At 63.0% G+C, this 12,460-nt stretch carries 14 protein-coding genes and 1 tRNA gene; 9 read left to right on the top strand and 6 right to left on the bottom strand.

What is annotated here, in order from left to right:
- Nucleotide 1: 1 nt before the first annotated feature.
- Genes R4P64_RS16055 through R4P64_RS16045 form a run of 3 tightly spaced genes read right to left on the bottom strand, consistent with a single transcriptional unit; the run spans nt 2 to nt 2,255 of the window.
- Nucleotides 2–601 (bottom strand): DUF3090 domain-containing protein, encoded by a 600-nt coding sequence (locus R4P64_RS16055; protein WP_033231930.1) that lies wholly within the window; start codon nt 599–601, stop codon nt 2–4.
- A 54-nt stretch (nt 602–655) separates the two neighbouring features.
- Complete coding sequence (locus tag R4P64_RS16050; RefSeq protein WP_033231929.1) at nt 656–1,351, bottom strand: histidine phosphatase family protein; 696 nt, start codon at nt 1,349–1,351, stop codon at nt 656–658.
- 58 nt (nt 1,352–1,409) lie between these two features.
- On the bottom strand, nt 1,410–2,255 hold the full coding sequence (locus R4P64_RS16045) for an undecaprenyl-diphosphate phosphatase (RefSeq protein WP_317544140.1): 846 nt from the start codon (nt 2,253–2,255) through the stop codon (nt 1,410–1,412).
- Between the two features lie 242 nt (nt 2,256–2,497).
- Here R4P64_RS16045 and R4P64_RS16040 point away from each other — a divergent pair, with 242 nt between their 5' ends.
- The 5 genes from R4P64_RS16040 (at nt 2,498) to R4P64_RS16020 (ending at nt 7,190) form a co-directional block, all read left to right on the top strand.
- Entirely contained in the window at nt 2,498–3,433 is a 936-nt protein-coding gene (locus tag R4P64_RS16040) for an aldo/keto reductase (RefSeq protein WP_033231928.1), read from the top strand.
- Nucleotides 3,434–3,527: 94 nt separating this feature from the next.
- On the top strand, nt 3,528–4,211 hold the full coding sequence (locus R4P64_RS16035; RefSeq protein WP_045067844.1) for a heme oxygenase (biliverdin-producing): 684 nt from the start codon (nt 3,528–3,530) through the stop codon (nt 4,209–4,211).
- A complete protein-coding gene (locus R4P64_RS16030; protein ID WP_317821694.1) occupies nt 4,208–5,218 on the top strand; it encodes a hemin ABC transporter substrate-binding protein in 1,011 nt (336 codons plus the stop codon). The genes R4P64_RS16035 and R4P64_RS16030 overlap by 4 nt, the downstream gene beginning before the upstream one ends.
- On the top strand, nt 5,215–6,300 hold the full coding sequence (locus R4P64_RS16025; RefSeq protein ID WP_033231925.1) for a FecCD family ABC transporter permease: 1,086 nt from the start codon (nt 5,215–5,217) through the stop codon (nt 6,298–6,300). The genes R4P64_RS16030 and R4P64_RS16025 overlap by 4 nt, the downstream gene beginning before the upstream one ends.
- Nucleotides 6,297–7,190 carry a heme ABC transporter ATP-binding protein gene (locus R4P64_RS16020; protein ID WP_051730311.1) on the top strand — a complete coding sequence of 298 codons (894 nt, stop codon included), beginning with the start codon at nt 6,297–6,299 and terminating at the stop codon, nt 7,188–7,190. Before R4P64_RS16025 ends, R4P64_RS16020 begins: the two co-directional genes overlap by 4 nt.
- On the opposite strand, the gene R4P64_RS16015 is transcribed toward R4P64_RS16020, so the two are convergent.
- Complete coding sequence (locus R4P64_RS16015) at nt 7,171–7,572, bottom strand: hypothetical protein (protein WP_033232184.1); 402 nt, start codon at nt 7,570–7,572, stop codon at nt 7,171–7,173. The genes R4P64_RS16020 and R4P64_RS16015 overlap by 20 nt on opposite strands.
- Nucleotides 7,573–7,759: 187 nt before the next feature.
- On the opposite strand from R4P64_RS16015, the gene R4P64_RS16010 reads away from it, so the two are divergent.
- The 3 genes from R4P64_RS16010 to R4P64_RS16000 are packed head-to-tail and all read left to right on the top strand — an operon-like array spanning nt 7,760 to nt 10,172.
- Nucleotides 7,760–8,785 carry a hypothetical protein gene (locus R4P64_RS16010; RefSeq protein ID WP_317821691.1) on the top strand — a complete coding sequence of 342 codons (1,026 nt, stop codon included), beginning with the start codon at nt 7,760–7,762 and terminating at the stop codon, nt 8,783–8,785.
- A 2-nt stretch (nt 8,786–8,787) separates the two neighbouring features.
- A complete protein-coding gene (locus R4P64_RS16005) occupies nt 8,788–9,057 on the top strand; it encodes a DUF5703 family protein (RefSeq protein ID WP_033231923.1) in 270 nt (89 codons plus the stop codon).
- Between the two features lie 44 nt (nt 9,058–9,101).
- Nucleotides 9,102–10,172 carry a quinone-dependent dihydroorotate dehydrogenase gene (locus R4P64_RS16000; protein WP_317821689.1) on the top strand — a complete coding sequence of 357 codons (1,071 nt, stop codon included), beginning with the start codon at nt 9,102–9,104 and terminating at the stop codon, nt 10,170–10,172.
- A gap of 51 nt (nt 10,173–10,223) precedes the next feature.
- Here R4P64_RS16000 and R4P64_RS15995 read toward each other — a convergent pair whose 3' ends face one another.
- Both R4P64_RS15995 and R4P64_RS15990 read right to left on the bottom strand, forming a co-directional pair.
- Entirely contained in the window at nt 10,224–10,760 is a 537-nt protein-coding gene (locus R4P64_RS15995) for a YbhB/YbcL family Raf kinase inhibitor-like protein (RefSeq protein WP_045067848.1), read from the bottom strand.
- Between the two features lie 43 nt (nt 10,761–10,803).
- Nucleotides 10,804–12,156, bottom strand: a complete 1,353-nt coding sequence (locus R4P64_RS15990; RefSeq protein WP_045067849.1) for a M20/M25/M40 family metallo-hydrolase — start codon at nt 12,154–12,156, stop codon at nt 10,804–10,806.
- Nucleotides 12,157–12,273: 117 nt separating this feature from the next.
- Here R4P64_RS15990 and R4P64_RS15985 point away from each other — a divergent pair.
- Nucleotides 12,274–12,359, top strand: a tRNA-Leu gene (locus tag R4P64_RS15985).
- Nucleotides 12,360–12,460: the final 101 nt, after the last annotated feature.

Raw genomic sequence — 12,460 nt, 5'->3', positions numbered from 1 at the left:
CTCAGTCCTCGTCGGTGTCGGCGTCGTCGATCGCGAACCCGAACGAATCACCGCGGCGATATCCGTTGGTCCGGACACAGATATGTCCGTCCGGAGCGAGGGGTTCGCCGCACAGCGGACATGGCGCACGGCCGGCGGCAATCACTCGCTCTGATCGCAGTGAGAATTCCCGCGCCTGCTCCGGCGTCAGGAACACCCGTACGGCGTCGGGTCCGTCGTCCGAATCGTCGAGCACGACCGACTCGTCGAACTCGGTTTCGCTCACTGCAAGAAGTTCCACCACAACGGCGCCGGCATCTGCATCCCAGCCCAAACCCATCGTCCCGACCCGGAATTCGGCATCCAACGGAGTAACAAGCGGACTGAGGTCGGTGATATCACCGGCTTCCGGCGGAACCTCGGTGCCGAAACGGCGATGTACCTCTTCGAGGAGTAGACCCATCCGGTCTGCCAGTACCTGAACCTGCTGCTTTTCGAGCAGCACGCTCACTACTCGCGCCTCGTGCACGGCTTGGAGATAAAAAGACCTGTCACCGGGTTCTCCCACGGTCCCTGCGACAAATCGGTCAGGGGTGCGAAATACGTGAATCGCGCGCGACATTGCACCTCCTCGAATTCGAGCGGAACTTCCCTGGGTACCCATTATCCGTCACGATCACACTCCGACCTCGCCGCCAGGCACGGATTCCTGTTCGGGAGCGGAGCCATTGGTCGACGCCTTGGCCTGACCGATCGCCGCCAGCGCATCTCCGGTGTCGTTGACCCGCAGCACGAAGGGCGAGGTCGCGGAATATCGGATCACACTCATCGACGCCGGTTCGGCAACGATGCGCTGGAACGAATCGAGATGCATCGCGTACGCGTCCGCCAGTACGGATTTGATGACGTCGCCGTGCGTGCAGGCAATCCACACGACGTCTTTGCCGTGCTCCTCGGCAAGCCTTCTGTCGTGTTCACGAATCGCGGCAACGGCCCGCGCTTGCACTTGCGCCAGCCCTTCACCATCGGGGAAGACCGCACCTGACGCGTGCCGCTGCACAACTTTCCACAGCGGTTCCTCGAGCAAATCCTTGAGGGGGCGGCCCGTCCACTGCCCGTAGTCCACCTCGACGAGGCGTTCCTCGACAACGGGAGTCAATCCACGGTCCGCGGCGATGGGACCCACCGTCTGCTCACATCGCAGCAGCGGGGACCGCACGATCTCGGCAATGTCGAGACCCACCAACCTGTCTACGACGGCCGCAGCCTGTTTCCGGCCGTGATCGTCGAGTTCGACGCCCGGCGTGCGACCGGCAAGTGTGTGGGCCGTGTTGGACGTCGACCGCCCGTGCCGCAGAAGGACAACTGTCATGCCATAACCCTAATGGGGCGGCGCAGAGCGCGGCGGGCGGTCGACGTCGAAACCGGCGTTATGTCGCGGACACAACCCCTGTGGCCAGCAACGCAAGGACGACTACGCCGAGAGCGATTCTGTAGCCGACAAACCAGTACATCGAATGATTGACCACAAACTTGAGCAACCACGCGATGGCCGCATAGCCGACCGCAAACGCGATCACCGTCGCGACGAGCAGCTGGGGGCCACTGGCGTTCAGTCCCTCACCCGCAGGTTCGAAGGCATCGGGAAGGCTGAACAGTCCCGACGCCAGCACCGCCGGGATCGCCAGCAGGAACGAATAGCGTGCGGCGGCCTCACGTGTCAGTCCGAGAAACAGACCGGCGCTGATGGTTCCACCCGAACGCGACACTCCGGGGATGAGGGCGAGCGCCTGCGCCGAACCCATGATGATGCCGTCACGCGCTGTGAGGGACTCGATGGGTCGGGACTTACGTCCGTAGTACTCGGCGGCGGCGATCACGAGCGCAAACACGATCAGCATTGTGGCGATCAGCCACAGATTTCGTGCGCCGGTACGGATTTGGTCCTTGAACAGGAACCCGAGAATACCGACGGGCAGCGTGCCGATGATGACGTACCAGCCCATCCGGTAGTCGAGGTCGCCGCGATGCTCGGCGTGGAACAACCCTCGGAACCACGCGGTGATGATCCTCACGATATCGCGCGCAAAATAGATCAGGACCGCGAGTTCGGTGCCGAGCTGAGTCACCGCGGTGAAGGACGCACCGGCATCACTTCCGAAGAAGATCTCCGAGACGATGCGCAGATGCCCCGACGACGAGACGGGAAGAAATTCGGTCAATCCCTGCACGAGCCCCAGGACCATGGCCTGTAGCCATGTCATCGCCTCACCCATCAGAGAACCGCCCGGACTGATGCGAACTGCACTGATTCGAATGGGATTACTACACAACAGTTTCGTGGGGCGAGTTCACTTTTCACTGGCGTCACGCTACCGGTGCACCGCCAGACGTGCCGCGCCCGGCACGCTGATGCCCGAATCCCCCGAGTTCGGTCGGGTGACCACTAGTCTGCACGTGGTGAGAACTCCCGGGTGCGACGTACGCTCCCGGGTCGGGCGTGAGATGGACGGCATTGATGAAACACAGATCAGTCGGAACGAGCGGACTTCGGGTGTCGCGACTTGGACTCGGCACGCTCACCTGGGGACGCGACACCGACGGGGACGAGGCCGCCGCACAACTTCTGGCTTTTGCGGAAGCCGGCGGAACCCTGGTGGACAGCTCCCCCGCGTACGGTGACGGCGCGGCTCAACGACTCCTCTCCGAACTTCTCGACGACGTCGTCCCCCGCGACGAACTGATCGTCAGCTCGAGCGCGGGGATCCATCCCAACCCGATCGGCACGGATCGCGTCGACTGCTCGCGGCGAGGCCTGCTCCGCCAATTGGACGCCACACTGCGCGAACTCGGCACCGACTACCTCGACATGTGGCAAGTCGCGACTTGGGATCCGCTGACCCCGGTCGACGAGGTCGCTGCAACTCTCGACTACGCGGTCTCGAGCGGCAAAGTGCGCTATGTCGGCGTGCGCGGCTACCTCGGGTGGCAGTTGGCTACGGCCGTCGGCGCTTGTGGCACAACATCTCTCACCGCCACTCAGGCGGAGTACTCCCTGTTGGCGCGAGGCGTCGAAGAGGAATTGTTTGCTGCCGCATCACACCACGGCGTCGGAGTCTTTGCCGCTGTCCCCCTCGCCGGCGGTGTCCTCACCGGTAAATACCGCGGCGGGATTCCCGTCGATTCCCGCGGCGCCGACGACGCTCATTCCCACCACGTGCAGAGCTACCTCACGGATTCGTCGGTCCGGGTTGTCGACGCCGTCGTTACAGCCGCGGACGGTCTGGGTACCTCACCGTTGGCTGTTGCTCTCGCCTGGGCTCGCGATCGCCCCGGAGTTGCCAGCGCCGTCGTCGGCACTCGGGATCTCGCGCAACTGACGGGCGTACTGGTAGCCGAGGAGTTGGAGTTGCCTGCGGCGATCGCTGCTGCACTCGACGACGTGAGCGCGTAACTTGCGGTCTCACTCGACGAAATACCCGAATTACCCATTTAGCGAGGACAGGCTAACCTAGTAGATAACACGTTCCTTAGCTAGAGGAGAACCTATGACCACGCTTGACGTAGACCACAGTCCCGCCGACGCGTCGGCCTTCTCCGAACGCATCAAGGCGGAGACCGATGCAGCGCACCGCGAAACCGAGCAGTCACGGTTTGTCGGCGCTCTCCTCGGCGGCGAACTGACCACCGCCGGATACGCGGCGCTACTGGGACAGACGTACCTGGTCTACACAAGCCTCGAAGAAGCCGGTCGTGCACACGCGGACAACGCGCTGGTCAACCCGTTCCTCTCCGACGATCTTCTCCGCGTCGCGGCGCTCGAAGCCGATCTCGAGTTCCTGAGCGGACCGAACTGGCGTGAGAGCCTGGAGGCCCTGCCGGCAACGCAGCGTTACGTGGCGCGTTTGCAGGAAGTTGCCTTCGACTCGCCGGCCGACTTCGTCGCGCACCACTACCTCCGGTACATGGGCGACCTGTCCGGCGGCCAGATCATCCGCCGCATGCTCGAGCGTGCGTACGGTTTCGAGACCGACGGCCTGCGTTTCTACATCTTCGACGGCATCCCCAAGCCCAAGCCGTTCAAGGACGCGTACCGCGCAAATCTCGACGCGCTCTCGATTTCTCCCGAAGACCAGCAGAAGTTCATCGACGAGGTCAACCTGGCCTACCGCCTCAACGGTGATCTGTTTGCCGACCTCGAGGGCAACATCGAGAGCTACCTCGTCAAATGAGCAAGCGGTGGGCCGCTGCCGCACTGGTTGCGGTTGCCGGTTTCGGATTGGTCGCATGTGGGTCGGCGGAGAACGACGGGGGCGGCTCGACGCAGGCCCGCACTGCGGTACTCGAGGATTCCAGTCCCACACCGGTAAGTGAAAATCCGGTCGCCGCGTTGCCCACCACAGTCACCGGCTTCGACGGCCTCCCCGTCACGATCACGGACAACAGTCGAATCATCGCTGCCGACAGGTACGGAACCTTTGCCGCAACCACGGTCGCACTCGGACTCGGGGACAACCTGGTCGGGCGTGACACGTCCGCCAAGTTCCCGGCTGTCGAAGACGTACCGGTCGTGACGGTGGGCGGTTCGTCGCTCAGCGCCGAAGCGATCCTCGATCTCAACCCGACCGTCATTCTCACCGATACCAGCATCGGCCCACAGAGTGTGCAGGACCAACTGCGGACAGCCGGGATTCCGGTCGTCTTCTTCGATCCCACCCGCACCCTCGAAGGTGTCCCGGCACAAATCCAGGCAGTCGCCGACGCCCTCGGTGTACCGGAACAGGGCAAGGCCTTGGTCAACCGGACCGAAGGCGAAATCGCCGCTGCGCGCGACCTGGTCCCCGATGACAGAGATCCCCTGAAGATCGCGTTCCTCTACCTCCGCGGATCGGCTATCACCATGATCGGCGGTGACGGATCCGGAGCCGATTCACTCATCGAAGCACTCGGCGCCGTCGACGCCGGAACAGCATCGGGCATCACGCAGAAATTTGCTCCCATCACCAGCGAAGCACTCATCGCGGCAGCGCCCGACGCGTTCTTGATGATGACCGACGGTCTCGCGTCCATCGGCGGGATCGACGGTCTCGAGAAGATCCCGGGCATCGCCCAGACCCCGGCCGGAAAGAACCAGCGGGTCGTCGACATGGAAGACGGCGTGCTGCTCAGCTTCGGCCCCAACACCGGGCGAGTGATGCAATCGCTCGCCGAAGCAATCTACGGACCCGCTGATTCGTGAGTACAGAAACAGATAAAGCAGTCGAGAAATCGGCACCACGACCGACATCGCGTTCACGAGTGAGCGGGGTGTTGATCGGGCTCACAGTCGCTTTGGTTATCGTCGCCGTGCTCTCCGCGTGTATCGGTCAGGTGCCGACCTCACCGCTCGAGGTCCTCGGCAGCATCATGCACCGCATCGGTCTGGACATCGGCCCGATGCCCGCCCACCCCAGCGGTGAAGTCACGCTCTGGGAAGTGCGCTTCCCTCGCGTCGTTCTGGCTATTTGCGTCGGCGCAGCTCTCGGATGTTCCGGCGCCCTGCTTCAAGGCGTCTTTGCCAATCCACTGGCCGAACCAGGTGTGATCGGCGTGTCCTCTGGCGCAGCGGTAGGCGCCAGCGCGGTCATCGTGGTCGGCGGCAATTTCGTCGCAGGCTGGGCCATTGCAGCCGCAGCGTTTGTCTGCGGACTCCTGACCACGGCAATCGTCTACCTGTTCGCGCGCCACGAAGGCCGGACCGAAGTGGTCACCCTGGTCCTGACCGGTGTGGCGGTCAACGCGTTTGCCGGCGGACTCATCGCCTTCTTCACCTTCATCGCCAGCCCGTCGGCACGCGATCAGATCGTGTTCTGGCAACTCGGCAGCCTCAACGGCGCCACATGGAATTCGGTCTTGGTGGTCGCACCGATGACCGTTGTCGGAATCGCCGCGACTATGGCGATCGCATCGCGTCTCGATCTCCTCGCCCTCGGCGAACATGCCGCCAGGCACCTGGGCGTCAACGTCGAACGGCTGCGGCAGCTGGCGGTCTTGATCGTCGCCCTTCTGGTGTCGGCGAGCGTTGCCTTCACCGGCATCATCCTGTTTGTCGGACTGGTTGTCCCCCACCTCATGCGCATCGTCGTCGGTCCAGGTCACCGCGCGCTCATCCCGGCAAGCGCACTGACCGGCGCGTTGGTTCTCCTACTTGCCGACCTCGGATCCCGGTCCCTGATCGACAACGCCGACCTTCCGCTCGGCATGCTCACGGCACTGGTCGGCGGACCCTTCTTCTTCTGGCTCCTCCGACGCACCCGTTCACAACAAGGTGGGTGGGCATGAGCAGCATCGCCCGGAACTGGCGCGAACTGTTCGGACGAACGTCACCCGAACCGTCGAGTCCGCAGAGCGGTGACATCACGCTGCAAGCGCGGGACATCACTGTCGAGCGCGGTGGCAGGAACATCCTCGAAGGCGTCAGCGTCGACGTTCGCGCCGGCGAGGTAGTTGTTCTCGTGGGCCCGAACGGCGCAGGCAAGTCGACGCTCCTCGCGGCACTGTCGGGCGATCAGCCCGTCGTCGCCGGCCGCGTCGACGTCGATGGAACCGACCTGAATCACTGGACACCCTTGGACATGGCCAGGCGACGCGCCGTACTCCCCCAGAAACACACCATTGGCTTCTCGTTCACCGCTGCGCAGGTTGTCACGATGGGCAGGGCGCCGTGGGCCGGCACCGCCCGCGAGGAACGCGACGGCGACGCCATCGCGGCGGCAATGAAAACCTGTGACGTCGAAGCGTTTGCCCATCGGCCGTTTGCGGCGCTGTCCGGCGGCGAACAGGCGAGGGTTGCACTCGCCCGCGTTCTGGCGCAGGAAACGTCGACGGTTCTGCTCGACGAGCCCACGGCCGCACTTGATCTCGGGCATCAGGAAGCCGTCATGTCCGTTGCACGCAGCCGCGCGGCCGACGGTGACGCCGTCGTTGTCGTTCTCCACGATCTGGCGTTGGCCGCCGCCTACGCAGACCGGATAGTCGTCCTCGAGAACGGCCGCATTGCCGCCGACGGTCCACCTGCGTCGGTTCTACGTGAAGATCTGCTCACCCGCGTCTACGGCTATCCCGTCGAAGTGTTCGCCCACCCACGGAGCGGCGCGACGCTGGTGATCCCGCGGCGCGATTCCCGCAGCGCGCAGCATCAGCAAGCCGGCGTCAACGAACGGAATCGATGATCGAACCGAGCCGATCGAGCACTCCGCGCAACGTGGTCACACCGGAACCACGAGCCGGAGAATGTGACGAATCCGACTCAGCAGAATGTACTGCGTCACGCACCACAGCAGAAATGCTGCGTTCATCGGTCAGGTCGATATCGGTCACCGAACGATTAGCCGTGGCAATCACGTCGTCAGAACTCGGCACGGTGCGCTCGCAATAATCGCGATACACCTCGACGTACAGCACACTCTTGCGGACACGAAACGCAAAAGTTCTCCCCTCTGACCTGCCGAAACCGTGGGCATATGGTCCTACCGAAATATCTTCGATCTCGAAATCGCCGAAAGATCCGCCGGGTCGTTCCGCAGCGGATTCGGTGGGTTCGACAGGAATCACAGTGATCTCCTCGAGGATTACCGCGTGGGCGGAAATCCGTATTTGTACGGTATCGCGTGCGAACAGCAGACGGAATGACCGTTGCACTTCGATGCAATGAAAACCGATTCGCAGCGATCAGGGATGATCGAGTGCAGGCGCGTTCCGCTGAAACACCGTCTCGAGTAGAAAACGAGGATTCAACACCATGACTCGCATTGGGCTCCGCACCACCACAGCAGCGATGGGGGCGGCGTTGATGCTGGTGACAGGATGTTCTTCCGAAAGCGACGGCACCAAGCTCCAGACAATTGATCCGGCCACCGCCGTCGTATCGCCTGCCACGACAAGTTCTCTGGACGGCGTCGTTCATCCGTATTCGGGTCGGATCGATTCCATCACATTTGATCCGGTTACGCGCAACGTACTTCTCGTATCGCAGGATCCGCCCGCCGTTCGGATCGTCGCGGCCGACGACGTCGAGTCCGTGGGCGCGGCTGCGGCCGGCCGCGACATCAGCATCGACGGCAACATCCGGGACGTGTCGATCGCGTCCGACGGAAACGCACTGCTGTCCATGGACAACCAGGTTGTGAAGCTGAATCTGACGTCCGGCGAACAGACGTCCTTCGCCTCCCCCGACCCGGCCAACTCCGCTGTCGAGTTGCCCGACGGCCGCATCGCGATCGGAACCGAGCGAGGCACAGTTCACGTTGTCGATCCGAGTTCTGATAAGTCACAAACTATTTCAGGCCTTGCATCGGTCGACGAACTTGCCGTCACCGGCGACAACCTGAGCGCCCTCGATCATCGTCAGACCTCACTGACGGACATCAACCTCGACGAAGACCGACTCGGCGCAGCCCTGCGCGCCGGAGAAGGTGCGACGCACCTCGTGACCGACCATTTCGGTCGCATTCTCGTCACCGACACCACCGGCGACGAACTGCTGGTCTTCACCGCCGATTCTCTCATCCTGCGCCAGCGATTCCCGGTCGGCGATTCGCCGTACGCAGTGGCATACGACGAGACCGCCGATCGTGTGTGGGTGAGCTTGACCGGGACCAACGAAGTTGTCGGACTCGACCTCTCGTCGGGCATCCCGGTCGAAACGAACCGATTCAACACCGTTCGTCAGCCCAACTCTCTCGCGGTCGATTCGAGCACCGGAACTCTCGTCGTCGGTTCCGCAACCGGGGACGGCGTGCAGGTCATCCCCACTCGGAACGGCTGACGATGCAGCGGCACAACGGTGGATCGCCACATCTGCGACGCACTCCGTCACCACAGTGGGACATGTCCGACGATGTGTTCGACTATCTGCCGCTGCAACTTCCGCCCCACGTCTCACGAGTGACGGCGTCGATGCGCCTGGCAATTTCCGCGGAGTTCGGCGGTTGGGAACTCTCGCAGGTGCGGCTCTATCCCGACGGCAGCCGTCGGGTCCTTCTGCGGCGCAAGAAGACACCGTTGCACGTGGACAACCCGGACGGCATTGCTCACTGAGCCGCCCGCTTCATCGAAGATCTCACCAGACAAGCAGGAGAATCGTGTACCAACTGCTCTTGAGCCTGATGTTTCGGCTACCCCCGGAGCGCATCCACCACCTGGCCTTCACCGCGATGAAACTGGTGACTCGGTTTGCACCGATCCGGTGGCTCGTGGCGAAGGTTCTTGTTCTCGACGATCCGGTACTACGTAGTGAGGCATTCGGACTGACATTTCCCGCCCCACTCGGTTTGGCCGCGGGCTTCGACAAGGATGCAACCGGCGTCGACGCCTGGGGTCCGCTCGGTTTCGGATTCGCTGAAATCGGCACCGTCACCGCGCAGGCTCAGCCCGGCAATCCGCAGCCACGACTGTTCCGCCTGCCTGCCGACCGTGCACTGATCAACCGGATGGGATTCAACAATCACGGCGCCGGACATGCCGCGAACTTCCTCCGTCAGCGCCGAGTCACTGTGCCGATCGGCGCGAACATCGGCAAGACCAAGATCGTCGACGCCGCGGACGCGCCCGCCGATTACACCGCCAGCGCCCAATTGCTCGGGCCGCTCGCCGATTTCATGGTCGTCAATGTCAGCTCACCGAACACCCCCGGGTTGCGTGACCTGCAAGCCGTCGAGTCGCTGCGCCCGCTCCTGCAGGCCGTACTCGATACGGTCCATATCCCGGTGCTGGTGAAGATCGCGCCTGATCTGTCCGACGAGGACGTCGACGCCGTCGCAGACCTGGCTATCGAACTCGGGTTGGCCGGCATCGTGGCCACGAACACCACAATTCGCCGTGACGGTTTGAAAACCCCGGACGCGGAGGTAGCCGCGATCGGCGCCGGTGGACTCTCGGGCGCTCCCGTCGCGGACCGTTCACTCGAGGTACTTCGCCGGCTGTACGCGCGGGTTGGCGACAAGCTCACCATCATCTCTGTCGGCGGTATCGAAACAGCTGATCAGGCGTGGGAGCGGATTCTGGCGGGTGCAACCTTGGTGCAGGGCTACACCGGCTTCATCTACGGCGGCCCGTTCTGGGCGCGCAGCATTCACAAGGGAATCGCGAAGCGTGTTCGCGCGGCTGGTTTCTCGTCGATCAGCCAGGCCGTCGGGGCGGAAAACCCCCGCTGAACGCTGTGCGCCTTTGTTAACCGCGGGCGGTTAACAAAGGCGCACAGTGCGTTATGCGACCTCGAACGTCCCGGTCAGCGTTGCACGCGCAATTGCGTGTTGGAACACGTTGAACCCGAGGAATGCCGGCGAGGAATCAGCCGTGACTCCGTCGAGCTTGTCCACGTCGAGCGCGTGTACCGCGACGATGTAGCGATGCGGGCCGTGCCCGGGAGGCGGGCCTGCACCGATGAAACCGAATCCGCCGCCGTCGTGGCGCAGAGTCACGGTTCCCGCGGGAAGGTCAGTGCTGTCCGCACTGCCGATACCGGCAGGCAGTTCGGTGACCGAAGCGGGAATGTTCGCTACGGCCCAATGCCAGAATCCCGACGCCGTCGGAGCATCCGGATCGAACACGGTGACCACAAAGCTCTTCGTCTCAGCGGGGAAACCCGACCAGGAGAGCTGCGGCGAGATGTCCTGCCCACCGGGGACGCCGAAAGCGCCACTCGCCTGCGCAAGTTTCAGCGGCTCACCGGCCGTGATGTCTTCACTGGTCAGCTCGAAGCTCGGGAGCTTCGGCAATGGTTCGTACGGATCGTAAGCCATGCGAATCCTCTCTGTTTCTTGTACTCGGTGACTGTCCACGCGTTCAGGAATTGCGGAGAAAATGTTCCAGCACGCGTGTTCCGAACAGTAGTGCGTCCACCGGCACCCGCTCGTCGACGCCGTGGAACAGCGCGGTGAAATCGAGTTCCGGCGGCAACTGCAGCGGCGCAAACCCGAAGCACCGAATCCCGAGCTTCGCGAAGGCCTTTGCGTCGGTGCCCGCGGAGAGCATGTACGGCACAGTGCGCGCGCCTGGGTCATGGGCCAGGATTGCGTCGTTCATCGCGTCGACAAGATGACCGTCGAACGTTGTCTCGTACGAGTCGAGTTTCGTGATCCACTCTCGGGTGACGTCGGGTCCGATCAGGGCGTCGACGGTGCGCTCGAACTCGGCTTGACGGCCGGGAAGCACACGGCAGTCGAAGACAGCCTCGGCTGTCTGAGGAATGACATTCGCCTTGTAACCGGCTTTGAGCATGGTCGGATTGGCGGTGTCGCGGAACGTTGCACCGATGATGTTGGAGATGCTCCCCAGCTTCGCGAGTGTCCCGTCGATGTCCGGTGACGTCGGGTCGAAGTCGAGCCCGGTTTCCTCGCCGACCGCGGTCAGGAACTCCGCGACCGAATCGGAGATCACGATCGGGAATTCATGCGCGCTCAGGCGGGCCACCGCACCGGCCAACGTTGCCACTGCGTTGTCGTCGTGCAGGAAGGAGCCGTGTCCGGCTCGGCCTTTTGCGGTGAGCCGCATCCAGCCAAGTCCCTTTTCCGCGGTCTCCACGACATACAGCCGACGGTCGGTTCCGTCCGGACGCGGAACGGTCAGCGAGAATCCGCCCACTTCACCGACTGCTTCGGTGACGCCCTCGAACAGATCCGGACGGTGCTCCACAAGCCACTGGCAGCCGTACTTGCCGCCTGCCTCTTCATCGGCGACAAAGGCAAACACAAGATCACGCGGCGGCACTGTTCCCTCTGCCTTGAACTGCCGCGCCAGGGCCAGGATCATCCCGACCATGTCCTTCATGTCGACGGCGCCACGTCCCCAGATGTAACCGTCCTGCACGGTGCCGGAGAAGGGGTGAACACTCCAGTCGGCGGGCTCGGCCGGGACGACGTCCAAGTGCCCGTGCAGCATGAGAGCCCCACGGCCGGACTCGGCGCCTTTCAAGCGGGCAAACACATTGCCGCGTCCGGGCGCGCCGGATTCGACGTACTCGGTCTCGTATCCCACTTCCTGAAGTTGGGCGGCGACCCATTCCGCGCACGCCCGTTCACCCTTGGTTGTTTCGAGTTCTCCCGTATTGGATGTGTCGAACCGGATCAGTGAGCTGACAAGTTCGACAACTTCGCTTTCAGCGCGAGAAGGACCTGAGTTATTCGGCGATAAGGACATGTCACTTTCCTACCACCGAAACACCCGCCGCGGCGGCATGGACGTGGTCCGACCTGGCGATTTGGGCAACCTCACCGAATCGGATACTCTTTCCCAGCACCGAGAAATCGGGGCCGAGTCCGAGTGGCGGAATGGCAGACGCGCTAGCTTGAGGTGCTAGTGTCCTATTAACGGACGTGGGGGTTCAAGTCCCCCCTCGGACACTCGAATAAACAACCAATGACTCCAGCTGATGAAGCTGGGGTCATTTTTTGTTCACTATGTACCGAATGCCGGAAATCCGGACATTCCGTGTGCTTGACTC

Origin of the sequence: Rhodococcus sp. IEGM 1366 (assembly GCF_033142425.1) — a bacterium.
Taxonomy (GTDB): Bacteria; Actinomycetota; Actinomycetes; order Mycobacteriales; family Mycobacteriaceae; genus Rhodococcus_F; species Rhodococcus_F globerula.
Note: the sequence above shows the minus strand (reverse complement) of the source record. Positions and strands in the feature narration are given on the sequence as shown.

Excerpts from the sequence above, each read along its gene's own strand:
- R4P64_RS15990 (WP_045067849.1), bottom strand. The coding sequence starts at position 12,156 with ATGTCCTTATCGCCGAATAACTCAGGTCCTTCTCGCGCTGAAAGCGAA.
- R4P64_RS16010 (WP_317821691.1), top strand. The coding sequence starts at position 7,760 with ATGACTCGCATTGGGCTCCGCACCACCACAGCAGCGATGGGGGCGGCG.
- R4P64_RS16045 (WP_317544140.1), bottom strand. The coding sequence starts at position 2,255 with ATGGGTGAGGCGATGACATGGCTACAGGCCATGGTCCTGGGGCTCGTG.
- R4P64_RS16020 (WP_051730311.1), top strand. The coding sequence starts at position 6,297 with ATGAGCAGCATCGCCCGGAACTGGCGCGAACTGTTCGGACGAACGTCA.
- R4P64_RS16040 (WP_033231928.1), top strand. The coding sequence starts at position 2,498 with ATGAAACACAGATCAGTCGGAACGAGCGGACTTCGGGTGTCGCGACTT.
- R4P64_RS16035 (WP_045067844.1), top strand. The coding sequence starts at position 3,528 with ATGACCACGCTTGACGTAGACCACAGTCCCGCCGACGCGTCGGCCTTC.
- R4P64_RS16050 (WP_033231929.1), bottom strand. The coding sequence starts at position 1,351 with ATGACAGTTGTCCTTCTGCGGCACGGGCGGTCGACGTCCAACACGGCC.
- R4P64_RS15995 (WP_045067848.1), bottom strand. The coding sequence starts at position 10,760 with ATGGCTTACGATCCGTACGAACCATTGCCGAAGCTCCCGAGCTTCGAG.
- R4P64_RS16055 (WP_033231930.1), bottom strand. The coding sequence starts at position 601 with ATGTCGCGCGCGATTCACGTATTTCGCACCCCTGACCGATTTGTCGCA.
- R4P64_RS16005 (WP_033231923.1), top strand. The coding sequence starts at position 8,788 with ATGCAGCGGCACAACGGTGGATCGCCACATCTGCGACGCACTCCGTCA.
- R4P64_RS16030 (WP_317821694.1), top strand. The coding sequence starts at position 4,208 with ATGAGCAAGCGGTGGGCCGCTGCCGCACTGGTTGCGGTTGCCGGTTTC.